This window comes from Acinetobacter sp. YH12049, from assembly GCF_013419875.1.
Taxonomy (GTDB): domain Bacteria; phylum Pseudomonadota; class Gammaproteobacteria; order Pseudomonadales; family Moraxellaceae; genus Acinetobacter; species Acinetobacter amyesii.
The window spans coordinates 15,834-41,491 of the sequence record NZ_VOZH01000025.1 but is presented as its reverse complement, the minus strand read 5'-3'; the positions used below and the strand labels follow the sequence as shown (position 1 = coordinate 41,491).

The 25,658-nt window shown below is 41.3% G+C and carries 21 protein-coding genes; 15 read left to right on the top strand and 6 right to left on the bottom strand.

Annotated features, from left to right (window positions below; genetic code table 11):
- Window positions 1-2 precede the first annotated feature (2 nt).
- Complete coding sequence (locus tag FTU05_RS11940) at window positions 3-329, bottom strand: hypothetical protein (RefSeq protein ID WP_180022336.1); 327 nt, start codon at window positions 327-329, stop codon at window positions 3-5.
- Window positions 330-1,400: 1,071 nt separating this feature from the next.
- On the opposite strand from FTU05_RS11940, the gene FTU05_RS11935 reads away from it, so the two are divergent.
- Window positions 1,401-1,661 carry a helix-turn-helix domain-containing protein gene (locus tag FTU05_RS11935; RefSeq protein WP_180024772.1) on the top strand — a complete coding sequence of 87 codons (261 nt, stop codon included), beginning with the start codon at window positions 1,401-1,403 and terminating at the stop codon, window positions 1,659-1,661.
- A 777-nt stretch (window positions 1,662-2,438) separates the two neighbouring features.
- Here the strand turns inward: FTU05_RS11935 and FTU05_RS11930 are convergent.
- Window positions 2,439-4,856 carry a membrane-bound PQQ-dependent dehydrogenase, glucose/quinate/shikimate family gene (locus FTU05_RS11930; protein ID WP_168378843.1) on the bottom strand — a complete coding sequence of 806 codons (2,418 nt, stop codon included), beginning with the start codon at window positions 4,854-4,856 and terminating at the stop codon, window positions 2,439-2,441.
- Window positions 4,857-5,846: 990 nt separating this feature from the next.
- On the opposite strand from FTU05_RS11930, the gene FTU05_RS11925 reads away from it, so the two are divergent.
- From FTU05_RS11925 to FTU05_RS11900, 6 genes are all read left to right on the top strand, one after another.
- Window positions 5,847-7,073 (top strand): SfnB family sulfur acquisition oxidoreductase, encoded by a 1,227-nt coding sequence (locus FTU05_RS11925; RefSeq protein ID WP_216076653.1) that lies wholly within the window; start codon window positions 5,847-5,849, stop codon window positions 7,071-7,073.
- 11 nt (window positions 7,074-7,084) lie between these two features.
- Window positions 7,085-8,314, top strand: a complete 1,230-nt coding sequence (locus FTU05_RS11920; RefSeq protein ID WP_180165444.1) for an SfnB family sulfur acquisition oxidoreductase — start codon at window positions 7,085-7,087, stop codon at window positions 8,312-8,314.
- Window positions 8,314-9,750, top strand: a complete 1,437-nt coding sequence (locus tag FTU05_RS11915) for an LLM class flavin-dependent oxidoreductase (RefSeq protein ID WP_180165442.1) — start codon at window positions 8,314-8,316, stop codon at window positions 9,748-9,750. Before FTU05_RS11920 ends, FTU05_RS11915 begins: the two co-directional genes overlap by 1 nt.
- Window positions 9,751-9,814: 64 nt before the next feature.
- Window positions 9,815-10,645, top strand: a complete 831-nt coding sequence (locus tag FTU05_RS11910; protein WP_180123837.1) for a MetQ/NlpA family ABC transporter substrate-binding protein — start codon at window positions 9,815-9,817, stop codon at window positions 10,643-10,645.
- 10 nt (window positions 10,646-10,655) lie between these two features.
- Complete coding sequence (locus FTU05_RS11905) at window positions 10,656-11,726, top strand: methionine ABC transporter ATP-binding protein (protein WP_180165440.1); 1,071 nt, start codon at window positions 10,656-10,658, stop codon at window positions 11,724-11,726.
- Window positions 11,707-12,366 carry a methionine ABC transporter permease gene (locus FTU05_RS11900; RefSeq protein ID WP_078191524.1) on the top strand — a complete coding sequence of 220 codons (660 nt, stop codon included), beginning with the start codon at window positions 11,707-11,709 and terminating at the stop codon, window positions 12,364-12,366. Before FTU05_RS11905 ends, FTU05_RS11900 begins: the two co-directional genes overlap by 20 nt.
- A 140-nt stretch (window positions 12,367-12,506) precedes the next feature.
- On the opposite strand, the gene FTU05_RS11895 is transcribed toward FTU05_RS11900, so the two are convergent.
- A complete protein-coding gene (locus FTU05_RS11895; RefSeq protein ID WP_180165438.1) occupies window positions 12,507-14,207 on the bottom strand; it encodes an NAD-dependent malic enzyme in 1,701 nt (566 codons plus the stop codon).
- A 400-nt stretch (window positions 14,208-14,607) separates the two neighbouring features.
- Between FTU05_RS11895 and FTU05_RS11890 the strand changes: the two genes are divergently transcribed.
- Window positions 14,608-15,819, top strand: coding sequence for an iron-containing alcohol dehydrogenase (locus FTU05_RS11890; protein WP_180123833.1), 1,212 nt, complete (start codon window positions 14,608-14,610; stop codon window positions 15,817-15,819).
- 246 nt (window positions 15,820-16,065) lie between these two features.
- Window positions 16,066-17,028 carry an alpha/beta hydrolase gene (locus tag FTU05_RS11885; RefSeq protein WP_180041637.1) on the top strand — a complete coding sequence of 321 codons (963 nt, stop codon included), beginning with the start codon at window positions 16,066-16,068 and terminating at the stop codon, window positions 17,026-17,028.
- 21 nt (window positions 17,029-17,049) lie between these two features.
- On the opposite strand, the gene FTU05_RS11880 is transcribed toward FTU05_RS11885, so the two are convergent.
- A complete protein-coding gene (locus FTU05_RS11880) occupies window positions 17,050-18,231 on the bottom strand; it encodes a transcriptional regulator (RefSeq protein ID WP_078191528.1) in 1,182 nt (393 codons plus the stop codon).
- Between the two features lie 221 nt (window positions 18,232-18,452).
- Between FTU05_RS11880 and FTU05_RS11875 the strand changes: the two genes are divergently transcribed.
- Together FTU05_RS11875 and FTU05_RS11870 are read left to right on the top strand one after the other, a co-directional pair.
- Window positions 18,453-19,964, top strand: coding sequence for an aldehyde dehydrogenase family protein (locus FTU05_RS11875; protein ID WP_078194071.1), 1,512 nt, complete (start codon window positions 18,453-18,455; stop codon window positions 19,962-19,964).
- Between the two features lie 242 nt (window positions 19,965-20,206).
- Complete coding sequence (locus FTU05_RS11870) at window positions 20,207-20,698, top strand: hypothetical protein (RefSeq protein WP_180024783.1); 492 nt, start codon at window positions 20,207-20,209, stop codon at window positions 20,696-20,698.
- Between the two features lie 191 nt (window positions 20,699-20,889).
- Here the strand turns inward: FTU05_RS11870 and FTU05_RS11865 are convergent, their stop codons facing one another.
- Both FTU05_RS11865 and FTU05_RS11860 read right to left on the bottom strand, forming a co-directional pair.
- Window positions 20,890-21,495, bottom strand: coding sequence for a 2-hydroxychromene-2-carboxylate isomerase (locus FTU05_RS11865; RefSeq protein WP_180165436.1), 606 nt, complete (start codon window positions 21,493-21,495; stop codon window positions 20,890-20,892).
- 314 nt (window positions 21,496-21,809) lie between these two features.
- Window positions 21,810-22,553, bottom strand: a complete 744-nt coding sequence (locus tag FTU05_RS11860) for an SDR family oxidoreductase (RefSeq protein WP_180117765.1) — start codon at window positions 22,551-22,553, stop codon at window positions 21,810-21,812.
- Between the two features lie 153 nt (window positions 22,554-22,706).
- Between FTU05_RS11860 and FTU05_RS11855 the strand changes: the two genes are divergently transcribed.
- The 4 genes from FTU05_RS11855 (at window position 22,707) to nusB (ending at window position 25,652) form a co-directional block, all read left to right on the top strand.
- Window positions 22,707-23,279 (top strand): TetR/AcrR family transcriptional regulator, encoded by a 573-nt coding sequence (locus FTU05_RS11855; RefSeq protein ID WP_180165434.1) that lies wholly within the window; start codon window positions 22,707-22,709, stop codon window positions 23,277-23,279.
- Window positions 23,280-23,593: 314 nt separating this feature from the next.
- Window positions 23,594-24,709 (top strand): bifunctional 3,4-dihydroxy-2-butanone-4-phosphate synthase/GTP cyclohydrolase II, encoded by a 1,116-nt coding sequence (gene ribBA, locus FTU05_RS11850; protein WP_180165432.1) that lies wholly within the window; start codon window positions 23,594-23,596, stop codon window positions 24,707-24,709.
- An 18-nt stretch (window positions 24,710-24,727) separates the two neighbouring features.
- Window positions 24,728-25,198 carry a 6,7-dimethyl-8-ribityllumazine synthase gene (gene ribE, locus FTU05_RS11845; protein WP_180165430.1) on the top strand — a complete coding sequence of 157 codons (471 nt, stop codon included), beginning with the start codon at window positions 24,728-24,730 and terminating at the stop codon, window positions 25,196-25,198.
- A gap of 4 nt (window positions 25,199-25,202) precedes the next feature.
- On the top strand, window positions 25,203-25,652 hold the full coding sequence (nusB, locus tag FTU05_RS11840) for a transcription antitermination factor NusB (RefSeq protein ID WP_180065119.1): 450 nt from the start codon (window positions 25,203-25,205) through the stop codon (window positions 25,650-25,652).
- Window positions 25,653-25,658: the final 6 nt, after the last annotated feature.

Here is a 25,658-nt window from a genome sequence, read left to right as displayed (position 1 = left end):
AATTAGTCTAAAATTCTTATATATTCTTTTTGTACCCCAGTTAAGATACTCACAAGTTGTTTCTTTAAATTATCAGCATCTTCTTTATAATCAGTATTCCAATCATTCCATTCAGTTGGTCTGTTAGCTAAATCCCAATCGCATAAAGCTAACCCATTTATTACTTCCATATCGAAAATTAAAGTACCTAATTGCTCCTGCATTTCTATAGGGAAATTATCTTTAAAACCATCGTAAATATTTTCAACATTTTTCGTAAATTCAGCATAGTGGTAATGAGTTTCTGTGGGTCTCGAATAGTTCTGTACAAATTCTAAAAGTTCATTCATTTTATTTTCCCTTACCATCAATTTTCCCATGCGATACTGTAACCACATCGCCTCGTTTATTAGTTACCACTGTGACTGATGGTTTTGCTGCAACTCGTGGTGTGCCACTATTTTCTCCACCTGCTCTACCCATGAAAAAATTTATCAATGGTGTATTAATAGAAACAGCATTCCAAAATCAATTTAATGATCATAGGAATAACGTAAATTGAAGAAAAAAATTGGAATTTTTATCATCCTTATAGGCCTAATTATGGTAATAGCTGCTAATTTTGAAAAGAAGGCAGAGTAAAACTTCTATAAAAATTTTTATTAAAAAATTTAATAATTTATATTACATTTCTTCAAGTAATATAACACCCAGTATTGAAGCTATTTCAGAAAATTCCTTTAAAGACATAGATGCTTTCAAGAGTAATAAGCATGACATTAAGATGTTAGGCTATCTAGATAAGCCTTAATTATTATGTTTACCTTAAGTCTAATTTATGAATTTTTTTATAAATGCTTAATATTAATTTCCTGTTGGAAAGCCATGAAACATCCATTGTATTCCCAATAAGATTACTAAAATGAGGATCACCCAAACAATAATCTTTAACATATACATTTTGTAAGTTTTCCTAAAATTAACATAATACAGATTATACGAAATTCTTGAAATTTTACTATAAGAATCAATATCTTAGTCAAAGCCGTTCCAGGGTTCAGCGCACTGGAACGGCTTTTTTGTGATTTTTCACGTTCCACGCCTGTTCTTTAATCAAAGTTCCACATCTTTGTGTAGTTTCATTTAACCCTAAAGCAGAAAAAAATGTCCAGATAAAACAAGAATAGATGTCCAAGTAATTATTGATTTTGCATCAAGAGACAGGTTAGCCTAATTCTAAAAAGTATTGAAAATACTATACACATATGAGCTCCATTCAAATAATTTAAGGCAAAATCGAACCTTATTAATTCAATAATATTCAAAAATCACTATAAAAAAGTTTGCTATATAGCGAATATTTGCCATAATTTATAAAAAGTTCGCTATATAGCAAACAAATTTCTAAGGTTAAAATTGATATGGCTACAAGAGAAGAAATAGGTAAAGAAATACGTTTGGCAAGAAAAGCTCTGGGCTATACACAGAAAAATCTTTCAGAAAAAACGAACATCAATAAAACAACAATTTCAGAGATAGAAAATGGCCACTTTACAGGCTCATTTAGCATATTTGAATGTGTACTTAATGCAGTAGGCCTGCAATTTGAAGTGGATAAAAAGAAGTATAAATTTCCGCAGTGGGATGAAATTGAAACAATGTTTGCGGAAGATGATGAATAAAAGTTTAGCGGCTTAGATTATCAGTCGAAGTGCAACAAAGATGAATTTTTAGATAAGAAAGTAGAAAGGCTATATTTATACGTCTTACGCCAAAAGGCAAAATAGAAATCGTAATTCCAGATCGTATAGCCTCAACACCAAATTATACCAATCAGTAAAACCCCCTTAGATTCAGTATGTATGTGTCGGTTATTATTGTTGATTATCACAATAATTTTAGTGACCAAAAACCAAAGTACCTCACCCTACTTTAAGTTACACTACATAAAATAAAGACTTTATATAATTGTTATATATAGGATTTATTAAAATACAATTTATGTAATTCGAGGTATTTTATGTCGGTGACTATTGCCAAGGTTGGGGTCGGGAGTTCGAGTCTCCTTTCCCGCTCCAAATTCAAAAAGCCCTCATCGAAAGATGGGGGCTTTTTTTATGACTAATTTTATTCATTTTTTGAAAACCTCCTACTACTAGCTACTCGAAAATTAGGATTATTCTTTAAATATACGAGACAAAATAACATCCCTTGATTTGATAATATGTGATGAAACACCGTGTATCAAATAAATTACATGACTCTCTTACTCCCTATAATTAAGGTGACGAATTAAGCATAAAAAGGGACTTTAAAAGTTGAATGCGATCTACGTTTTAGAATTTGTGAAAAACTATGATTAGTGTAGTTAATTACTTATTAAAATTTTAGATATTGATCATTATTTTTTCAAAAAAACCAAAGCCTAAGCTTTGGTTTTTTAGTAAATTGTATGTCAATTATTTTTGATCAGGCAAAGCATAGGCAATGATGTAATCACCTACATCTTTAGAGTGGCTTGCACCACCTGCAGAAATAACCACATATTGTTTTCCAGTTTTTGGTGACTTATAAATCAATGGTGCTGCAACAGCAGCCACAGGAAGTTCAGCTTTCCACACTTCTTTACCGGTTTTAGAGTCTAAAGCACGTAAGTAGTAATCTTGAGTACCTGCAAAGAATACTAGACCAGAAGCAGTTGACGTTGGACCACCTAAAGTAGGCATACCAAGAGGCATTGGCATATGAGATTTAATACCTAAAGGTCCAAGTTGTTCAGCAGTCCCCATTGGCACTTCCCAAACGACTTTTTTAGATTTCAAATCAATCGCTGTCATGGTTCCGAACGGAGGGCGGTTACATGGTACACCCAATGCAGACTGCATGATGTCGATTTTTACACCTGCATATGGACCTGCAAATTGTGGACGTACAGTCCCCATGAATCCTGGAACTTCATCCGTTGAGATTTTGTACTTGCCCATGTCTTCTTTACGTACAAGAGACATACGAAGTGGCATACGCATATCGTTGACGAACATCAAACCTGTTGATTCATCGATAGAAATACCACCCCAGTTCATACCACCTAAAAGACTTGGCCATTCTATATATGGTTTTTCACCCGGCGGGGTATAAAGACCTTGATACACAGAATCTTTATAATCAATACGACAGTTTAATTGGTCAAAGGTAGAGATCCCCCACATGTCTTTTTCACGTAAAGTGTCATTCCCAATTTGTGGCATATCGACAGAATATGGTTGAGTTGGAGAAAGTTTTTCACCTTCAGCAGCACCAGAGGTTGGAACGGCTTTTTCAACCACTTTAGACACTGGTTTACCCGTACGACGGTCTAAGACAAAGATTTGTCCCATTTTAGTGGTTTGAATCAATGCAGGAACTTTTTCACCTTGATCATTGGTCATGGTGTAAAGCACAGGTTGTGACGGTAAGTCATAATCCCATACGTCATGATGCACAATTTGATACGACCACACTGTTTTACCAGTCGTTGCATTGACAGCAACGACAGCCGAACCAAATTTCTCTTTAGCACCACTACGGTCACCACCCCAATAATCTGGAGGACCATTACCAGTAGGTAAATAAACAAGATTTAAGTCTTTGTCATAGGTTGGAATGGTCCACATGTTTGGCGTTTCAAGGGTATAACCTTTACCATCTTTAGGCTCACCAACAAGTTCAGGATTACCAATATCCCACGCCCAAGCCAATTTACCTGTACGAACATCATAGGCACGTACGACACCAGAAGGCTCGCCGTGCACAATATCACGGACCCAGCCACCTAAAATTGCAACATGACCTGCAATGAGAGGAGTTGATGTTGGGTGGTAGCGTTTACTTTGTTCAGTTGGCCCCATGTCATGTAAAACATCGACTTGACCATTGATACCAAACTCAGGGCATAAAGCACCTGTTTTCGCATTCAAGGCAATTAAACGACCATCAACAGTAGAGGTTAAAATACGTTGTGGACATGCTTTGATGCCGTTAGATGCTAAATCGGCAGGTGTAAGTGATTTATCTTTAGTTGCATCGTAGTAGCCTACACCACGACAGGTAATATGTTCCGCAGTTTTTGCTTTAGGATCATATTTCCAAAGTGCTTTACCACTATCACCATCAATGGCAGTGATAATATTGGTCGGTGTACATGAATACAGTGTGCTACCAATTTGAATGGGTGTATTTTCGTCTACACCTGCTTTCAAATCACGACCCGTATGGTAGGTCCAAGCAACTTTCAAATCTTTGACATTTTCAGGGGTAATGTCAGTATATGGAGCGAAACGTGTACCGTTACCATTACGACCAAAATACTCCCAGTTGTCTGGGTTTTCAGCATTTGGTTTTGCTAAACTTGGATCTTGTACGAGATCAACTGGATTTAAAATTTTGCCATGTGGGAAGAATGCGGCAATCAGCGCAACCACACAGGCAGCTAAACCAACGAATCCAACTTGATTGGCTATTTTAACTTTTGTGAGGCTCAGTGCAGGCAGACTACGACTTGCCCATAGGCTTAAAACAAATAAAACAGTTGGGGTCACTAAACGTGGAATATATTGCCAAAAGTCAAAACCTTGCACTTCAGCAATTGCCCAGATCACAGTTGCAATAAATGTGATGATAGACAACCAAAAGCCAGCGGCTTTTTTCATTGCATATAAAACAGCGATGACGATATACGCAACACCAGCAATGAGATAATAGCTTGAACCACCGAGACTCAATAATTTAGAACCTTGGATGATTAAATATAGTGCGATCAGAGCAGTCAGTACGATAAAAAAATATCGGTAGACTTTAGCCCCTACACGCTCTTGCGGAGAGGTTTGTTCTGTGTTCATACCTTGCCTCTGGGTAATATAGGCTTGGTTGAATAGTCAAAAAATTAGAATAAAGTAAAGTCTTTTAAATCGTATGCTATAAATACATGGTGCCCAACAAAACGCATTTGAAATCGTATAAATCTAATTACATTCTACTCATTCAATTCTTGAAGTTATGGCTAGCATTCAGTTTTAAATACTTACATATAAGGAAATAATTTGGGCTATTGATACCAAATAGTTGCCTATGTAACGAAGTTTGAAGATTGAGTACAATCACACACTGTGATTGTACTTTAGTAGTAGAAGTATACTCCTTTTCAAGTATTGTGTTTTGATCGACATGCTTATTCAAAGATTCAAAAAATTAAGCCCTCCTAAACAACTTAGATTTAAGTCATCATTGAGGGGTGAAAACAGCCTCGTTCGTTCAATTGATTTCAAACCATTACACATGCATGAATCTGATTAATTTAAGAAATATTGAACTGGTAATTTAGAATCTCATCCTTTATTCCTGTTCGAAGCAATTTCTTAACTGCATTGGCAACGATATTCAGACTGAGGTTTCCACTCATCCCATTTAATGTATGTTAAAACATCAAGCTCTAGAGCCAATAGCTAGATGAAGCCTATCACTACTTTCTTTATAGGTATCGTAATATTACTAAGCTTTTGTCTTCTACAAAGAAAGTGAGATAATTTGGAGCGATTCAGACGAATCTACAATGTTAAATGAGGCCTTGAACAAAGCTATACTTCATTCAAATAGAAGTATCTAACCCACTGTCTTAGATATATTATTTTTAAGGTTGAATATCTGCAAAGTTGCTAATACCTTATTTTCTAATAAATTCATTTGTTGTTATTTCTACATCTATTGTTTTAAATCAAACACTTATTTTATCAAATTTGCATAATTTTTATGCAGATTAAATGCTAAAAAGACATTCTGCTAAGTTAAGAATAATCCATCATTTAAAGAATCACGCATTTACGAGTAGCGTTTTGATATCTATTAAAGGTGTCATTATGTCTCATTTAATCTCTGAAAATATTCATGTTATTGAAAATGACTTAGAAGCAATTCATGCAGCGTATCACGTTGCAGATTTTGCTTTGGAAGGTCGAAATGAACGTGATCAGAACCGCCTACTGCCTTTTGCAGAAATCGACTTATTCAGTCAGAAAGGTTTAGGCGGCATTCGTATTCCCAAAAAATTTGGCGGTGCCTACGTGTCCAACAAGACACTGGCGCAGGTTTTTCGCATTATCAATAAAGCAGATTCTAGCGTGGGCCAAATTCCACAAAACCAAATTGCCTTGCTGTATATGATTGACCTCATGGGAACGGATGAACAAAAAGCCTTTATTTTTAATGAAATTTTACAGGGAAAACGTTTAGCCAATGGTGGCCCAGAGCGCAATACCAAAGACACCAAAACCTTAAATACAACGCTGCGCATTGAAAATGGAACGTATGTGGTCGATGGTGAAAAGTTCTATTCGACCGGCAGTAGTTTTGCAGATTGGTTGGCGATTAAAGCCGTTCACCCTGAAGGTCATGTTGTCCTGACCATCATTGATCGACACGCTACAGGCGTAGAAGTGATTGATAACTGGAATGGTTTTGGCCAACGCACAACGTCTAGTGGCACTGTCAAACTGAATCATGTGGCAGTAGATCCCCTATTAATTTTTGATGAACGTAAGCTTTCTGCAGGGCCAACGTATCGCGGTGCCTTTTCGCAATTGATGCAAGTCGCGATCGATGTGGGGATTGCGGAAGCTGCCTTTGCAGACACCCTTTCTGCGGTACAAAAAGCCCGTCCAATTGTAGATGCACAAGTCGAGAAAGCCAGTTTTGAGCCTTACACCCTACAGGAAGTGGGTAAATCTGCCGTTTTATTGGATGCTGCGATTCTACTTTTAGATGAAGCCGCAGATTACCTCGATGAATTAGATCAGCTTGATCAGGTGAGCGAACAACAAGCTGCTCTGGCTTCGATTCGTGTCGCTGAAGCCAAAATCTATGCCAATGATGCAGCCTTACAGATCTCTGAAAAACTCCTTGAATTAGGCGGCAGCCGTGCAAGTTTGAGTGCCCATAACCTTGATCAACACTGGCGCAATGCCCGAGTACACACCTTACATGATCCTGTGCGATGGAAGCTGCATACCTTAGGCGACTATTACTTAAATCATAAATTACCTGCACGCCATGCGTGGATTTAAGGAGAATTCTGATGACCTCATTTCCAAATATTAATTCGCTACAGGCCATATCAACAACACCTGCGCATATTATTCAGTCCGATGCAGAAGCACTTGAAATTGCAAAACAATTGGCCGAACAATTTAGAAAAAATGCCGTGCAACGTGATGCCGAACGCATACTGCCGTTTGATGAAATCGAGGCCTATAGTCAATCTGGTCTCTGGGCAATCACGGTTCCCAAGGCATTTGGCGGTGCCGAAGTTTCAAGTTATACCGTGGCGCAAGTGATTGCGCTTATGAGTGGTGTAGATGGCTCAATTGGGCAAATTCCACAAAACCATTTTTATGCATTGGAAGTATTACGAAACACCGGCACAACTGAACAAAAGCAAAAGCTTTATGCCGAAGTGCTTGCTGGCGCTCGTTTTGGCAATGCCTTAGCCGAGTTTAAAACCAAAACCGCTGCTCAAAAACAAACGTCGATTCGCCCTCATGACGATGGTTTTGTAGTGAATGGTGAAAAGTTTTATTGCACCGGCAGTTTATTTGCACATCGCATTCCCACATTGGTCAAAGACCCCGATGGTCGTGAATATTTAGCCTTTATTGCACGTGAAAGTGCAGGTCTAGAGTTGATCGATGATTGGACAGGGTTTGGGTTTGGACAACGCACCACCGGCAGCGGCTCTGTTAAATTTCATCAAGTTGCGGTTCCTGCCACAGATGTCATTCCCTTTGATCGTGCATTTACGGAGCCGACATTGGTTGGGCCATTTGCGCAAATTATGCATGCTGCGATTGAAGTTGGTATAGCCCGCGCAGCCTTTGAAGAAAGTTTGCGCCGCGTACACCAAGCTCGACCATGGATTGATTCAGGTCTTGATCTTGCAAGCGAAGATCCTTTAACCAAATACGAACTCGGTCGCATTGCCGCAGATGTTCGCGCCAGTGAGGTCTTGCTGAAACAAGCTGCTCGCTCCATCGATGCTGCTCGCCCACAGCCCAATGCCGAAAACATCGCAAAAGCCTCATTAAATGTAGCGAAAGTGCGTGCGCATAGTACTGAAACTGCACTGAAAGCGGCTTCAAAATTGATTGAGCTTGCAGGCAGCCGTGGCAGTCAGCGTGAAGATGGTCTAGATCGATTTTGGCGTAATGCACGTGTCCATACCTTGCATGATGCAGGGCGTTGGAAATATTTCTTCATTGCCAATTACCTCCTAAATGGCGTATTGCCCCCACGTCGAGGGACCTTGTAATGAGCCAAATCACCACAGCAGATACCCAATCACATTCTGCCAAGAAAATTTTACTGAATGCCTTCGACATGAACTGTGTCGGCCATATCAATCATGGCTTATGGACCCATCCACGCGATGAGTCACACCGCTTTAATGAACTGAGCTATTGGACGGATCTTGCCAAAACCTTGGAGCAAGGGCTGTTTGACGGGCTATTTATTGCAGATATCACCGGGGTCTATGATGTTTATGAAGACAATATCGATCTCACACTTAAAGAGTCGATCCAACTGCCGAGCCATGACCCCAGCACCCTGATTTCTGCAATGGCTGCGGTCACTGAAAACTTAGGTTTTGGTGTAACAGTCAATTTGAGCTATGAAACGCCTTATCAATTTGCACGTCGATTTGCCAGCCTAGACCACCTGACCCAAGGTCGAATCGGCTGGAATATCGTGACGGGATATTTAGATAGTGCAGAACGCCTCATTGGGCAAAAAGGCTTGAAAGATCATGACCTACGCTATGAACAAGCTGAAGAGTTTTTGCAGCTTTGCTATAAGTTTTGGGAAGGCTCTTGGGAAAATGATGCGGTTCAAAAAGATAAAGCAAATCGCATCTTTAGCGACCCCAAAAAAGTACATGCCATTCAGCACCAAGGGAAGTTCTATCAAAGCCAAGGGGTATTTCAAGTTTCCCCTTCGATACAGCGCACCCCTGTGTTGTATCAGGCCGGTGCTTCACCACGTGGTTTAGCTTTTGCTACGCAACATGCAGAAGGCATGTTTATCGGTGCAGACAGCGCTGAAAAAGTCAAAAATCAGGTACAGAAAATTCGCAGTCAAACCGCAGCGCAAGGTCGTGACCCACAAGCCGTAAAACTCTTTGTCGGCATTACGGTAGTGACCGCAGAGACCGATGAACTCGCCCAAGAGAAATTGGCTGAATACATTCGCTATGCCAATCCTGAAGCGGGACTGGCACACTTTTCTAGCTCGATTGGGATGAACCTCGCCAACTTTGCAGAAGATGAAGCCATTCCGTATCAGCAGACCAATAGCATCGCATCGGTCAATCAAAAATTTAAAGAGCAGAAAATTACGCGCCAAGATTTGCGTGCTCAGCACGTTCTAGGTGGGCGTTATCCGCTCTTTGTTGGGAGTGGTGCCAACGTTGCAGAACAGTTAATTGATTATTTGGATGAAACTGGCATCGATGGATTTAATCTGACTCGCACCGTTGCACCTGAGTCACATCAAGATTTTATTCGTTTGGTCATTCCTGAATTACAGCAACGTGGTCGCTATAAAACTGCATATGACACCGGTAGTTTGCGGCAAAAACTGTTTCAACAAGGTGACCATTTAGCCACGACACATCCTGCTCATCGCTACCGATGTCGCACTTCCGACGCGGGATCTCAGGCAGCAATTAAAAACGTTGAGACAGCATAAGCTGCACTTAAAAAATAAAATTTTAGTCAAAAAATTTAATTATTTCAAAAAATAGAGGTGTGCCATGGCACAAACAGCAAAATCTAAATTCACACTGATTGGTGTGATCGTGGCCATCTTGGTGATTGGCTTAGTTATTTGGAATCAACAAAAGAAAAATCATCAAAGTGAATTGGTGATTGGGATTAGCCCATCTTTTGCTAAACCCTTACAAGTCGCCGCAGATGAAGCCAAGCAGCAAGGGCTGAATGTGAAATTGGTGGAATTTTCAGACTGGAATACCCCGAATATCACTCTAAACCACGGCGATATTGATGCAAACTTTTTCCAACATCAGCCGTTTCTAGACAATGCAAAAAAAGAAACGGATTTTAAAATCAAAGCCTTTGATGTTGGTGCTGCAACCCATGTCGGACTGTATTCAAAAAAGTATAAAAACTTTGCTGATTTACCCCATAAAGCCAAAGTGGTGATTCCGAATGATCCGGTCAATCAGGGCCGTGCCTTACAACTTTTACAGCAAGCCAAGCTCATTGAACTGAAACAGCCAGATAACTTTTTATCGACCTTAAACGACATTGCAGCAAATCCTAAACAACTTCAATTTATTGAGGTGGAAGGCCCTCAAACGGCACGTGCGATTGATGATGTCGATCTGGCTTTTGGCTATCCACATTATTTACGTCTAGCAAAAACTGCCGATCCTGAAAATGCCTTACTGTTTGACTCCAATACCGACAAGCGTTTTGCCATCTTATTTGCCGTTCGTGATGACTATGTAGATCGTGACGATAAACTGCGTAAATTTGTCGATATTTATCAAAACTCACCTAAAGTTAAACAGGCATTGGACGCAGATTTTGGTGCAAAACTGTGGTTCCCTGGTTGGAAATAAGGAGTCGCTCATGGTGAGTTTCGGTTCATCGGTTGAATTTGCCGTCCCCCATATCCAAATCAAAAATTTAAATAAATTTTATGATGTGCAAGGACAGCAGGTTCATGCCTTAAAAGATATCAATCTGAATATTCCACAAGGCAAAATATTCGGCATTATTGGGAAAAGCGGCGCGGGTAAATCTTCGCTGATTCGAACGCTGAATGGCTTAGAACAAATCAGTGATGGCAGTATTCACATCCATCAACAAGAATTATCAAGCTTAAATCACGCAGAACTGATTGCACTGCGTCAACGCATAGGCATGATTTTTCAGCATTTTAATTTGATGTCTGCCAAAACCGTGTATGACAATATTGCGCTGCCCCTTAAAATTGCCAATTTCAGTCAAGCTGATATCTCTCAGCGAGTGAATGAAGTGCTGAAGCTAGTGGGTCTTGAAAATAAAGCAGCGCACTACCCTTCTCAACTTTCCGGTGGGCAAAAACAACGTGTCGGGATTGCACGAGCGTTAGTTCATCATCCGGAAATTTTACTCTGTGATGAAGCGACTTCTGCACTCGATCCTGAAAGTACTTCTGTCGTGCTGTCTTTGCTTAAAGAAATTAATCAAAAGCTCGGTATTACCATTGTGTTGATTACCCATGAAATGCAAGTCATTCGAGAGATTTGCGATCAGGTTGTAGTGATCGATCAAGGTGAAATTGTAGAAGCAGGACAGGTTTGGAACGTGTTTTCTACGCCTCAGCAGCAGATCACACAAGAGTTGCTCAACCTTGAACAGCTTGATTTACCAAGCGATATTCAGCCACAACCGTCAGATCCAAATGATCAAATCATTTTAAAATTACGTTATGAATCGACACTACAACAGTCGCCAGACTTAAAGTTTATTTTTGATCAATTTCAGGCGCCAGTACATCTGTATCAAAGTCATATCGATAGTATTCAAGGGCATTTAATCGGTTCGTTGATTGTTGCAGTGGACAGCAGCCATTTAGAGATCAACGCCGTATCTGAACAACTTAAACACCATATCGCACAGATTGAGGTACTCGGCTATGCACGACCAACTCATTGATTTACTGATTAGTGGAACCATTGATACCTTACTGATGGTCGGCGTTTCAGCCTTTGTGGCCTTTCTGATCGGCCTGCCTTTAGCGGTCGTATTGGTGTGTAGTGCTGAACACGGGATTTATCCTTCAAAAAGCCTAAACCACACGCTAGGCTGGTTGGTCAATATTACCCGTTCAGTGCCTTTTCTTATTTTAATGGTGGCGCTTATTCCACTCACGCGCTTTATTGTGGGTACCAGTTATGGCGTTTGGGCCGCTGTTGTGCCTTTAACCCTTGCGGCCACGCCTTTTTTTGCACGTATAGCTGAAGTAAGCTTACGTGAAGTCGATCAAGGTCTGATTGAGGCCGCTCAAGCCATCGGCTGTAATCGCAAACAAATCATTTGGCATGTGCTGCTCCCTGAAGCGCTTCCTGGCATCGTCGCGGGCTTTACTGTGACTTTGGTGACCATGATTAATTCTTCTGCCATTGCAGGAGCGATCGGTGCAGGTGGTTTGGGGGATATTGCTTACCGTTACGGTTATCAACGCTTTGATATGCAAATCATGCTGGCAGTGATAGTGGTCTTGGTCGCGATCGTGATGCTGGTTCAAGCCTGTGGAGATCACATTTCCAACCAGCTCGATAAACGCAAAATTTAAAACGACCCTCACGATTATTTTTCGTATTTCTTAGAAAAATAATATGCCGCTACACATAAAAAAATACCCTAATCTGCATTAGGGTATTTTTTCGATCAGTTGCAAAATTGATTCTGCTTAAACAGAATCTTTAGACCGAATTAATAGGTCACACGGACATAATCACGATATTCAGGTTTCCAGAAATTCGCTTCAATCGCATGTTCGAGCACTTCAACGCTGACATTTGGCGCAACACCATCAGCAATCGCTGCCAATGCCACTTTCAAAGCGATTTTCTTCGAAATATCCTGTAAATAATCCAAACTTGGCAACAAATCAGCATTTGGATCTGCCAATTTTGGTGAACAGTCTGCCAACGCCGTACTAGATGCCATCAGCATATTTTCCGTCACACGTTTCGCCCCAGATGCAATCACACCCAGACCAATCCCCGGGAAAATATAGGAGTTATTGCACTGTGAAATATGATGAATCTTGCCGTGATAATTCACTGGTGCAAATGGGCTGCCAGTCGCAATCAGAGCCTTACCTTTGGTCCACGCGATAATATCTGCAGGCACCGCTTCGACACGCGATATCGGATTAGATAGTGGCAACACAATAGGCTGTTCACAATTCGCAGCCATCGTTTCAATGACCTCTTGGCTAAACAGTCCCGGTTGTCCCGAAACGCCAATCAATACAGTCGGTTTAGCATGTGTAACTACATCCAATAGCGAAATGACTGAATCTGCATTTGCCCAATGAGCAACGTTATCCGGTGCTTGCGCAAGTTTGCGTTGGAAATCTAAAAGATTCGGCTGATTTTCAGTAATTAAACCAAAGCGATCGACCATAAACACCCGCGCACGCGCTTGAGCATCGGTTAAACCTTCCGCCACCATTTGCTTGATGATCTGTTCTGCAATCCCGCAACCTGCTGAACCTGCACCTAAGAATGTGACGATTTGATCTTTGAGCTGCTTGCCTGCTGCACGTGATGCCGCAATTAAACTTCCGACAGACACCGCTGCTGTTCCTTGAATATCATCATTAAAGCAGCAAATTTTATCGCGATATTTTTCCAATAAAGGCATCGCATTTTTTTGTGCAAAGTCTTCAAATTGAATCAGCGCTTTTGGCCAACGTTGTTGAATGGCTTTAATCACGTCATCGACAAATTGATAATATTCTTCACCGCTGATACGAGGCTGACTCCATCCCATATAAATCGGGTCATTCAACAGCTGTTGGTTATTGGTTCCGACATCTAAAGTAATCGGCAATGTATAAGCTGGACTGATCCCACCACATGCGGTGTACAGCGACAACTTACCAATTGGAATCCCCATCCCGCCAATGCCTTGGTCACCAAGTCCAAGAATACGTTCACCGTCCGTAATAACGATCACTTTCACGTTCTTTTTATTCACGTTATGAATAATTTGGTCAATATGATCACGGTCAGGATATGAAATAAAAATCCCACGATGACGACGGTAAATGTCAGAGAAGCGCTGACAAGCTTCACCCACTGTTGGTGTATAGATGATCGGCATCATCTCACTGAGGTGGTTTTCAATTAAGTGATAGAACAATGTTTCATTGGTGTCTTGAATATTGCGCAGGTAGATATGCTTATTGATATCACTATTAAATGCACAATATTGCTGATAAGAACGCTGACTTTGTTCTTCAATGCTTTCTGTGACGTGTGGAATTAAACCGTGCAAATTAAAGCTCTTACGTTCATCTTCATTAAACGCAGAACCTTTATTTAAAAGTGGGAGTTCTAAAAGTGTATTTCCGGCATAAGGAATATATAAAGGACGTTTCGTTTTCAAATTTTCACTGGGCATTATTTAACTCGTTTAATTAATCTTTTGTTTCGCACTGCAAAAAGCGAAATGCACAAAAGTGACTATCTCGTTATTTGTTATAGCCTATCCTGATTCGAGTGCTTTGGGGCATTTAGTAAATTGATAGTAGTTTTAGTTAGATTTTATAATCTGATAACTCGATCATGCATCCAATCATCGCAACGCCTATTTGGGCTTAAACGTATACGACTTTTAGCGAATCTCAGAAAATAGCAAAAATAATTAATGATTAAATTTCAATCAATTAAATAAGTTCAATACAAAGCCCTAAATTTGGTAGGTCTTTGGTAGGTGTGAATTTAAAACATCCCTCGCAATACTCAGTTTAGGTGAGTATCACCCATAACAAATGACAATGAATGGTAGAAGGAATCGCACCATGGCTTTTAAAAATATTGCAGATCAAACAAACGGTTTTTACATCCCTTGTGTTTCACTTTTTGGCCCTGGCTGTGCTAAAGAAATTGGTGCAAAGGCACAAAATCTTGGCGCAAAAAAAGCGCTTATCGTGACCGATGCCGGTCTTTACAAATTTGGTGTGGCAGACACCATTGCCGCATATTTAACTGAAGCTGGCGTAGAAAGTCACATCTTCCCGGGCGCAGAACCCAACCCAACTGACACCAACGTGCATAGCGGTGTAGATGCCTATAATGACAATGGCTGTGATTTTATTGTCTCTCTCGGTGGCGGCTCTTCTCATGACTGTGCCAAAGGCATTGGCTTAGTCACTGCGGGTGGTGGTCATATTCGTGACTATGAAGGCATCGATAAAAGTACAGTCCCAATGACTCCACTCATTGCGATTAATACCACCGCAGGTACGGCATCAGAAATGACCCGTTTCTGTATCATTACCAATACTGACACCCACGTTAAAATGGCGATTGTCGATTGGCGTTGTACCCCACTTATCGCTATTGACGACCCGAAACTGATGATTGCGAAACCTGCGGCGCTCACTGCAGCAACCGGTATGGATGCATTAACACATGCGGTCGAAGCTTATGTTTCTACAGCAGCCAATCCTATTACCGATGCTTGTGCTGAAAAAGCCATTTCAATGATCAGTGAATGGCTCAGCCCTGCCGTCGCCAATGGCGAAAACCTAGAAGCACGTGATGCGATGAGCTATGCACAGTACTTAGCAGGGATGGCATTTAACAATGCATCTTTAGGTTATGTCCACGCGATGGCGCACCAACTCGGCGGCTTCTACAACTTGCCACATGGCGTATGTAATGCCGTGCTGTTACCACACGTTTGCGAATTTAACCTGATTGCCTGCCCTGACCGATATGCACGTATCGCGCAGCTCATGGGTGTGCCAACCGATGGTTTAACGGTGACTGAAGCGGCTTATGCAGCGATTGCAGCAATCCGTGAACTGTCTGCTTCGATTGGCATTCCATCGAGCCTTTCTGAACTTGGTGTGAAAGAACAAGACCTCAGCATCATGTCTGAAAATGCGCAAAAAGATGCCTGTATGCTCACCAACCCACGTAAAGCGACTCATGCTCAAGTGGTTGATATTTTCAAGGCAGCGCTTAAAGCCAATGCCTCTGTGGTCGACTTCAAAGCAGCCGTTTAAGTTAAGCCCAATAGGTCTTCATGTTTAAGTGACCCAAGTGCCTACATTACCCTTTGAGTCTGGTGATGTAGGCTTCAACTGAATCCATTTCACTTTTTATTTCAGGAAAGCGACCATAGATTGGTTGCTTTCATACTGAGGTCACTCTTTTTTAGTCGGTAAAACAGCATCGATTATTCATTTGACAAAAGCTCATGGCTCATCAAGGATAAAGCATAATGTCCAATAATATTGATGAGTATAATAATGAGCCATTCACCAATTCAGTATCAGCCTGACATTTTGGGTGCAGGCTATGAACAAGCCACGCTGACCTTCCCTGATGATTATGAAGGCCCTGTGGTTGCCACACTGGTTCGCAAAAAAGCAGCGGCTCCAACCTCCAAAGCGGTGCTCTATATCCATGGTTTTATCGATTATTTTTTCCAAACCGAAATGGCGGAACGCTTCAATCAGCACGGTTTCGACTTTTATGCCTTAGATTTAAGAAAGTATGGCCGCTCCATCCGCCCGCATCAAAAATACTATAATGTGCATGCACTGTCTGAATACGATGCCGAAATAGATCAAGCCCTAACGATCATTGCAGATGAAGGTCATGATGCCTTACTGCTCTGTGGTCATTCTACCGGTGGCTTAACCACCACTTTGTATGCAGCCCATCATCCAAATCATCCTTTAATTCAAGCCCTTTGGGTTAATAGCCCATTTTATGATTTCAACATGAATCCGGTGAAACGCGCACTGGGTATTCCACAGCTGAGTAAATTGGCAAAAACCTTTCCCAATTTAAAATTTCCAAGTGAACTGAATAAATGGTACACCGCCAGCTTACACTGTGAACTCAAGGGTGAATGGGACTTCAACTTAGACTGGAAAAAGACCCGCTATCCAATGGTATACATCAGTTTCGTCCGCAGTATTTATGAAGCTCAAAAGGAAATTCATCAAGGTGTGACGATTGATGTACCGGTATTAGTGATGCATTCACATCAAACTAAAAATCCCAAAAAATGGGGTAAAGCAGCGCAGACCACTGATGTGATTTTGGGTGTAAAAGATATCCAAAAATATGCCAAAAAAATTCAAGGCGATGTCACCATTCAAAGCATTCACAATGGCTTGCATGATTTAGTACTTTCGGAAAAAACCGCGCGTGAACAAGTCTATACCCAGCTCTTTGAATGGCTGGCCAATAAAGGTCTTTAATAGCCTGAATTACATTGCAACTTACTGTTTTAATTTCAACAAGGTCTGATGTACGGGATGCGATCTCGGCATCAGCTCAATCAGGCGTTCAACCGCATCAATGGCTTCAGGAAAACGCGCGACATGTTTGAGCAGAACATCCGTTTCCTTGGCATTAAAAATCGCTTGGCTCAATCGTGACTCAAGACAATCACGCCATGCCCCTAAAAAAGGACTTTCGGTTTTGGCCAAGAAAACCCCTGAACACAGTTTTAATGCAGAATCGAGATAACCTGCATCTAAAGCTTGCTCGGCTTGTAAAAAGTCGGCTTCAACTTGCGCCAATAAGCGATAGGGTCTTGAGCCTAACATGCCACCCAAAATATCGCGTAGCTGCGACATTTCCGCTTTTAAAGTCCCAACACTCACCTTACGTTCACCATATAAGGCTTGATGCAATGTATCTAAGGTCATGCCTTGTGGACATAGCGCCAAGATGGTCAAAATTTCAATTTGCCGTGGGGTCAGCACCATCACTTTGCCATTAAATAACACTTGCGGCACTGCAAAGGCCCGAATGTACAAATGCTGTTTTTGAAAATCGAGCAAAGCCGATTGAATAATCGAAGCGCAGCGTTCAGCCGCAAGTAGCCCTAAACTATTGTGGTTTTTCCACACGGTGGATAAATCAACCACACCTAAAATTTGCTGTGTGTGTGGATCGATAATCGGTGCTGCATAGCAGACCCATTCATGTACAGACGGCATATAATGTTCATTTGAAAACACACAACTCGACTGTTGGGTTTTTAAAGACAACGCTAATGCATTGGTTCCGACCAATTCTTCGCGCCATTGCCCACCTGCAATAAAATGCACACTTTCCGCAGCACTTTGCATTTGCCGACTCGACGCACTCCAAATAATCGTGCTACCCACATCACCCACGGCAAGTACCATCGACGACTGTTCGGCTATGTGTTTTAAATCTTCGGCACAATGTTGCAAGGCATGATGCAATGCCGACTGTTGTTGACTTTGAGGGCTTAAATTTACCAAAGGCGCAGCACTCCGGTTTTCCGGAATTTCCGCCTGCGCCGATCGCTGCCAAGAACTCGCAATGCTCTCATTCAATTGCGAGGTTTGCTGCTTTGACAGACTCATGCCCTGCCTTAACCGTTCGACATTCTGTCGTTTTTCAGATAAATCCTTCTGTATCATCATTCATTATTCTCACAACAATTCATGACTAAAAATCCGTTTCCCAGCTTTTGTTTTTAAGACTGAAAAAAAATATTGTAAACCTTCTTGTCTCCAACCTTTTTCCAACCTTATACAGGCTATGCTAATCAAATAATGTACAAAAGTACCTTATACCAAAGCTGTAGATTGCCACAGATGGGCAGCCCAACAAGATCATAATAAACAAGCAAAGGAAAATTCATATGCGTTATGTCGATCCTAATCAACCCGGTTCAAAAGTTCAGTTTAAAGCTCAGTATGAAAACCTGATTGGTGGCCAATGGGTCGCGCCAGTGAAAGGTGAATACTTTGAAAATATCTCCCCTGTAGACGGTAAAGTTTTTACCAAAGTGCCACGTTCTTCTGCTGAAGATATCGAATTGGCTTTGGATGCAGCGCATAAAGCCAAAGCCCAATGGAACGCCTCTTCCCCAACGACACGCTCAAATATTTTATTAAAAATTGCCGATCGACTTGAAGAAAACCTAGAGCTCCTTGCAGTTGCAGAAACATGGGACAACGGTAAACCGATTCGTGAAACCTTAGCCGCTGATATTCCACTTTGTATCGATCACTTCCGTTATTTTGCCGGCTGTATCCGTGCCCAAGAAGGCGGCATTTCTGAAATTGATGAAAATACTATTGCTTACCATTTCCATGAACCACTTGGTGTGGTCGGTCAAATTATTCCGTGGAATTTCCCAATCTTGATGGCGGCTTGGAAACTTGCTCCAGCATTGGCTGCGGGTAACTGCATCGTGTTGAAACCTGCGGAGCAAACGCCTGTCAGCATCTTGGTCTTGGCTGAACTCATTCAAGATCTACTCCCACCGGGCGTGCTGAATATTGTGAATGGTTATGGTGTTGAAGTCGGTCGTCCATTGGCGACCAATCCACGCATCTCAAAAATCGCCTTCACCGGTTCAACCGCTGTGGGTCAAATGATCATGCAATATGCGACTGAAAATATCATTCCTGTGACTTTAGAACTTGGTGGAAAATCACCAAATATCTTCTTTGAAGACATCATGGACAAAGATGATGAGTTCTTAGATAAAACACTCGAAGGTTTTGCCATGTTTGCGCTGAACCAAGGTGAAATTTGCACATGTCCATCACGTGCATTGGTACAAGAAAGCATTGCAGATCGATTCTTGGAAATGGCAGTAGAGCGTGTGAAACGTATTAAGACCGGTCATCCTTTAGATACCGACACCATGATTGGTGCACAGGCATCGCAAGAGCAGCAAGACAAAATTTTAGGCTGTATCGCTACAGGTAAAAATGAAGGTGCACAGCTCATTACTGGTGGTGATCCACGTAATGAAGTCGGTACAGGTTTCTATATTGAGCCAACGATTTTTAAAGGCACCAATGACATGAAGATTTTCCAAGAGGAAATCTTCGGCCCTGTGCTTTCAGTAGCAACCTTTAAAGACTTTGATGATGCCATTAAAATTGCCAATGACACGATTTATGGTCTAGGTGCAGGGGTTTGGTCGCGTTCAGCGCATACTTCATATCGTGCGGGTCGTGCTATTCAGGCAGGTCGTGTATGGACCAACTGTTATCATATCTACCCTGCACACGCAGCATTCGGTGGCTACAAAAAATCAGGGATCGGCCGGGAAAACCACAAAATGATGCTTGATCATTATCAACAAACCAAAAACTTGTTGGTGAGCTATGACACCAAACCAATGGGCTTCTTCTAAGCAGCGTTGAACAATACATGAGATAAAAAGCGAACTTCGGTTCGCTTTTTTGTTAGAAGCCTCTTCAAAGAATTCATTAAAATTTCTTTTAAAAAGCTGCAAATTTTCTTATGCTTGCTAAACAAATAACTTTATTAATTAAAAATATTTAAATAGCTATGAAATATTGTGTCTCCTGTGGAGAAAAAGCATTAGTACAACATCACTTTTGTAGTGCCTGTGGTCATTCATTTGGTGATCAAGTGTCAGACAAACCTAAGCAAGCACGTTATCCCGCATTTGTGCCCAACCAAGATGATATTTCGACCTATGAACATCATCTCAAATACTTAAACAAATTAAGCTCTTTCCAAAGCAAAGTATTCTATCTTTTCTTCTTTGGTGCTTTCGCGGTCATGTTTTTTACTTTCACAAGTGTATTTTCAGGTTGGGCGTCTGTTTCCAAAGCATTTGAATCTATATGGCTATTTCCTTTTTGTATCATCAGTTGTATTGCCATAAAATTTACAAGTTTGGACTATTGGCTTGCTAAACAAATTTATGGTCGAAATTATCGTTATAAAGACAATGGATTAAGACTCGTTTACCAAGAGCTACCAAGCGCTAAAAATCATAAAGATGAATTTATCTGTATCTTTTGCGGCAATAAACGATTCTTTCGTAAAGGTATTTATGCAAGCGATTCATGCACCGTAAATTGCACCAAATGTCAGCATTATTTATATACGGAATAAAGCTTAAGTTTTTTAAGTTAGTACGCCAAAAATAAGACTCAATACAAATGAAAGCTGAGTAAAAGTAGATGTAAGTAAGACAATCAGCCATGATCCATTCTATAATTTTACTTACATCTACAATAACTTCTGCATTCCCGTCCTAAAACTGGTGCTTATATTCAGTAGCATTCACTCAAGTATTCGTCCAATTAGGCTGATCGTGATGAAGCCTGTAAAGCCGCCTCAACAAAATGTAAATGATCAACACCCCAATATAACTCATCATCGACAAACCAACTTGGCGCCCCAAACACACCACGTGCAATGGCTTCTTCGGTAATAACTTTAAGCTCAGACTTTACTTTTTCATCTTCAAGCCATGATTTAACTTGCTCTACATCCAATCCAAGCTCTTGCATCAATTGAATTAATTCATTGAGATCATTTAAATTGCGTGGCTGACCAAACATCGCGTTAAAAATACCCGTCAGTACATTGAGAAATACTTCAGGCTGAAATAATTGGACTGCGGTAATCAAACGCATCAACTGCAAAGTATTGATTGGAAAATACGGATTCATTTGCACGGGAATCTGCCATAGATCTGACCAGCGCTTAAGATCCCGCATGGAATAGCGTGCCTTGGCAGGCACAGCCATCGGACTACTGTTGCCAGTAGCTTTAAACACTCCACCAAGAAGCATCGGCTTCCAGATCAGCTCGGCTTGATACTGCTGTGCAATCTGTTGAATGCGATGAAAACCGATATAACTATATGGGCTGCCGACATCAAAATAAAATTCAATGACTTTCATGTTTTTCGTCCTTTTTTTGCTTATTTTCCTAACTGATGTTACGCACGTAAAAGTAACATCGTATTTTTTAAATGATTTTTAAGCCGATTTGACGGAGTCTTACATCCAGGGTTTAAATAAAGGGATTAGCCTTCGGCTGGAGGTACTTTTGTTTCGGCAAAAGTACCCAAAACCATTGTCATCCGCAAAACTCGTTCACTAGCGTCTAATTATTCAAAGTATCGCAAAAACATTTTTGAATAGATGTAGTCCTGTCTCAAACACTTGCGGATGACCTTACCGCGTATCGTTCTTTCATTTGAATCAAATTACGCTTACCAGCGTTCCATCCACGGTCGCAGATCTAATTCATGCGTCCATGCATCTCGTGGTTGCTGTGAGAGATGCCAATAATTTTCTGCAATATGTACGGGATTTAAAATACCATCTTGCGCTTTTTTTGCGTACAAATCGGGAAAAGTCTCTTTAATAAAGTCGGTATCAATCGCCCCATCAACCACCACATGCGCCACATGAATATTTCTAGGCCCAAGTTCACGCGCCATGCTTTGTGCCAAGGCACGAAGCGCATGTTTTGCGCCAGCAAAAGCGGCAAAGCCTGCGGCACCACGAACCCCAGCCGTCGCACCCGTAAAAATAATTGTGCCAGATTCACGGCTCACCATGCGCTTCGCCACTTCCCGACCCGTTAAAAATGCCGAGAAACATGCCATTTCCCAAATCTTGAAATATTTACGTGCGGTTTCTTCCAAAATACTACATGGCACATTGGCACCAATATTAAAGACCATGACCTCAATCGGGCCAATGTTTGATTCAATGTGCTCGATGAGTTCAATCACTTGCTCTTCTTTTCGAGCATCAGAAGCAAAACCATAGGCTTTACCACCCAGTTGTTCAATCTCATCAATTAAAGGCTGTAATTTGTCTGCATTCCGACGTGTCATACAGGCAATATAACCCTCTCGCGCAAAACGCTTGGCAATTTCACCGCCGGTTGCATCACCTGCACCAATCACTAAAGCGACTTTTGCTGAAGTCTTGTTGATTTGTTGCATAGTCTCACTCCATTGCTGTTTTATTTTTATTCCACGCTCATTTTATTTACGCGTCGGTTTTAAACCACACTTTATTAAATAACGATCGTTACTATAACGAATACTATGTTATGATTAATTTATCGTCAATCATAATTTTTTAGGGTCATGCACATGCGCTATAAACCCGAATACAAACAACAAAAACGACAAGAATTGCTCAACATTACGGGGCAAATTGCGAAAAAAAATGGCTTTGCTGCAACAGGTGTTGACAGCTTAATGAAAGCTGCAGGTGTAACTAGTGGCGCATTCTATTCACATTTTTCGTCAAAACAGGATTTACTCAAAGCATTGGTTGAATATGAATTGCAGCAAAGCTTTAACATGTGGCAAAGCAACCCGCATCATAATGCAGCCGACTGGATTAATTTTGAATTAGACCGTTACTTAACCCCTTCCCACCTTGAACATCCTGAACAAGGCTGTGTTTTGCCGACACTTGCGACCGAAGTAGCTCGTGCAGATGACACGATTAAACAGGCCTATGAAAAGGAATTACTGCGCGGTCATGCTTTATTTAGCGCACATTTGGCGAGTGAAGAAAAAGCTTGGGCCATAATGTCCCAACTGGTCGGTGCGGTTTTAATTGCACGGGCAATGCATGATCCCGAATTACAAAAAAGCATTTTGCAGGCCAATAAAATGGTCATTCAAGATTATTTGGCCGCGCACTCAGCTGCATAAGTGACGATTATTTTATGTGATCCTTCATGTAGTTATACGATTAAACACTTCCGACAAACTGTTCATCTCTTTCATTTGAATTATTTAAAATCTGTATAAGCTTACCCATTTTTATGCTTTTCAATCGCTTAAAGATTGGGCATAAATGGCACAATTCAAATAAAGTCCTCTTTTCAAGGTTCTGAGGACTGTGTATAACAATGAGCCATTAAAGGAAAATGATAAGCATAGGCAAAGAACGCAAAAAAACGTTAGACTATGCAACAATCAATGCAAGTAAATGTCATTCGAGACAAACAAAAAGGTGAAGATTGATGCCGCTCAATACTGTTGAAGAGCTCGTAGCTGATATTCGTGCAGGTAAAATGGTCATCCTCATGGATGATGAAGATCGTGAAAATGAAGGCGACCTTGTTATCGCTGCGACCCACGTACGCCCTGAAGATATCAACTTCATGATTACGCATGCGCGTGGTCTTGTGTGCTTAACGCTCAGCAAAGAGCGTTGCCAGCAGTTAAATTTACCTTTAATGGTCGATGCAAACGGTGCACAGCACGGTACAAACTTCACATTGTCGATTGAAGCAGCAAATGGCATTTCAACAGGTATTTCTCCTGCTGAACGTGCGCACACCATTCAAACTGCTGTTGCAGCACATGCAAAACCAGCTGACATCGTACAGCCAGGCCATATTTTCCCGCTGATGGCACAGCCTGGTGGTGTCCTACACCGTGCAGGCCACACTGAAGCCGGTTGTGATTTATCGCGTTTAGCAGGTCTTGAACCAGCTTCGGTGATTTGTGAAATCATCAATGAAGACGGCACCATGGCACGTCGCCCTGATCTTGAAGTCTTTGCTGAAAAGCATGGCTTAAAAATGGGGACGATTGCGGACTTAATTCACTACCGCATGACCAATGAGCAAACCGTTGAGCGCATTGATCAACAAACTTTAGATACTGAATACGGTACTTTTGAATTGTTCCGTTACCGTGAATTGGGCAATCCAGATATTCATGTGGCTTTGGTCAAAGGCGAACCTAAAGATGGCGTAACCACGGTACGTGTGCATGGCTTTAATCCAACCCGCGATTTATTGAAACTAAATAAAGCCGATGGTGAACCTGCTTGGAATTTAGATAAAGCATTGAAAACCATTGCCGCAAGCGATCGCGGTGTATTGGTGTGGATTGGTCAACGTCATTTACAAGACTTAGGCCCTGCCCTTGACTCACTCAAAGCACCAAAAAATGTAAAATCGAATGCTGCACTGTCTCATCAATACCAAACCATTGGTGTAGGTGCACAAATTTTGCGTGATTTAGGCGTGGAAAAAATGAAGCTATTAAGCTCACCACTACGCTTTAATGCATTGTCAGGTTTTAATTTAGAAGTGGTGGAATACATCACCGCACAACAAACATCTTAAGAAATTATCGAGGTTATTATGGCTGTTCGCCGTATTGAAGGTATGTTACATCTCGCGAACGAAGACCGTTATGCGATTTTAGTTGGTCGTTTTAATAGCTTTGTTGTAGAACATCTGTTAGAAGGTGCCGTTGATACATTGAAACGTCATGGTGTATCAGAGGATAATATCACTGTCGTTCATGCACCAGGTGCTTGGGAACTGCCAATCGTTGCGAAGAAACTTGCAGCTTCAGATCGTTTCGATGCCATCATCGCGCTTGGCGCAGTGATTCGTGGTAGCACGCCTCACTTCGATTTTGTTGCTGGCGAATGTGCCAAAGGTTTAGGCGTTGTTGGTCTAGACACTGGCTTACCAGTAATTAATGGTGTATTGACTACGGATAGTATTGAACAAGCGATTGAACGCTCAGGTACAAAAGCAGGCAATAAAGGTAGTGAAGCTGCCTTGACTGCTATTGAAATGGTTAACTTGTTAAAGGCTATTTAACGCTATGTCGCAAACACTTCAAGCAACTTATGCAGCAAAACGTAAAGCACGTCGCTTTGCTGTACAAGGAATTTATGAATGGCAAATGAGCCGCAATCCTGTCCATGAGATTGAAGCACGTACACGTGTGGATAATGCCATGCATAAGGTCGACCTCGGCTATTACCACGAGTTATTGACCGAGGTTGTTGCCAATCATGAAGTATTGGATGCGCTTTTAATCCCTGTACTCGATCGTGAAGTAGACGCTTTAGATGGTGTTGAACTTGCAACACTTCGTCTTGGTGCATATGAACTCAAAGAACATCTTGAGATTCCATATCGCGTCGTGTTAGATGAAGCGATCGAGTTAGCTAAACATTTTGGCGGTGCAGACAGCCACAAATACATCAATGGTGTATTGGATCGTTTAGCGACTACATTGCGTGCAGCAGAAAAACAACAAGCTAATTAATTTTTT

Coding starts and splice junctions, on each gene's coding strand:
- FTU05_RS11940 (WP_180022336.1), bottom strand. CDS start 329: ATGAATGAACTTTTAGAATTTGTACAGAACTATTCGAGACCCACAGAA.
- FTU05_RS11935 (WP_180024772.1), top strand. CDS start 1,401: ATGGCTACAAGAGAAGAAATAGGTAAAGAAATACGTTTGGCAAGAAAA.
- FTU05_RS11930 (WP_168378843.1), bottom strand. CDS start 4,856: ATGAACACAGAACAAACCTCTCCGCAAGAGCGTGTAGGGGCTAAAGTC.
- FTU05_RS11920 (WP_180165444.1), top strand. CDS start 7,085: ATGACCTCATTTCCAAATATTAATTCGCTACAGGCCATATCAACAACA.
- FTU05_RS11915 (WP_180165442.1), top strand. CDS start 8,314: ATGAGCCAAATCACCACAGCAGATACCCAATCACATTCTGCCAAGAAA.
- FTU05_RS11910 (WP_180123837.1), top strand. CDS start 9,815: ATGGCACAAACAGCAAAATCTAAATTCACACTGATTGGTGTGATCGTG.
- FTU05_RS11905 (WP_180165440.1), top strand. CDS start 10,656: ATGGTGAGTTTCGGTTCATCGGTTGAATTTGCCGTCCCCCATATCCAA.
- FTU05_RS11900 (WP_078191524.1), top strand. CDS start 11,707: ATGCACGACCAACTCATTGATTTACTGATTAGTGGAACCATTGATACC.
- FTU05_RS11895 (WP_180165438.1), bottom strand. CDS start 14,207: ATGCCCAGTGAAAATTTGAAAACGAAACGTCCTTTATATATTCCTTAT.
- FTU05_RS11890 (WP_180123833.1), top strand. CDS start 14,608: ATGGCTTTTAAAAATATTGCAGATCAAACAAACGGTTTTTACATCCCT.
- FTU05_RS11885 (WP_180041637.1), top strand. CDS start 16,066: ATGAGCCATTCACCAATTCAGTATCAGCCTGACATTTTGGGTGCAGGC.
- FTU05_RS11880 (WP_078191528.1), bottom strand. CDS start 18,231: ATGATGATACAGAAGGATTTATCTGAAAAACGACAGAATGTCGAACGG.
- FTU05_RS11875 (WP_078194071.1), top strand. CDS start 18,453: ATGCGTTATGTCGATCCTAATCAACCCGGTTCAAAAGTTCAGTTTAAA.
- FTU05_RS11865 (WP_180165436.1), bottom strand. CDS start 21,495: ATGAAAGTCATTGAATTTTATTTTGATGTCGGCAGCCCATATAGTTAT.
- FTU05_RS11860 (WP_180117765.1), bottom strand. CDS start 22,553: ATGCAACAAATCAACAAGACTTCAGCAAAAGTCGCTTTAGTGATTGGT.
- FTU05_RS11855 (WP_180165434.1), top strand. CDS start 22,707: ATGCGCTATAAACCCGAATACAAACAACAAAAACGACAAGAATTGCTC.
- ribBA (WP_180165432.1), top strand. CDS start 23,594: ATGCCGCTCAATACTGTTGAAGAGCTCGTAGCTGATATTCGTGCAGGT.
- ribE (WP_180165430.1), top strand. CDS start 24,728: ATGGCTGTTCGCCGTATTGAAGGTATGTTACATCTCGCGAACGAAGAC.
- nusB (WP_180065119.1), top strand. CDS start 25,203: ATGTCGCAAACACTTCAAGCAACTTATGCAGCAAAACGTAAAGCACGT.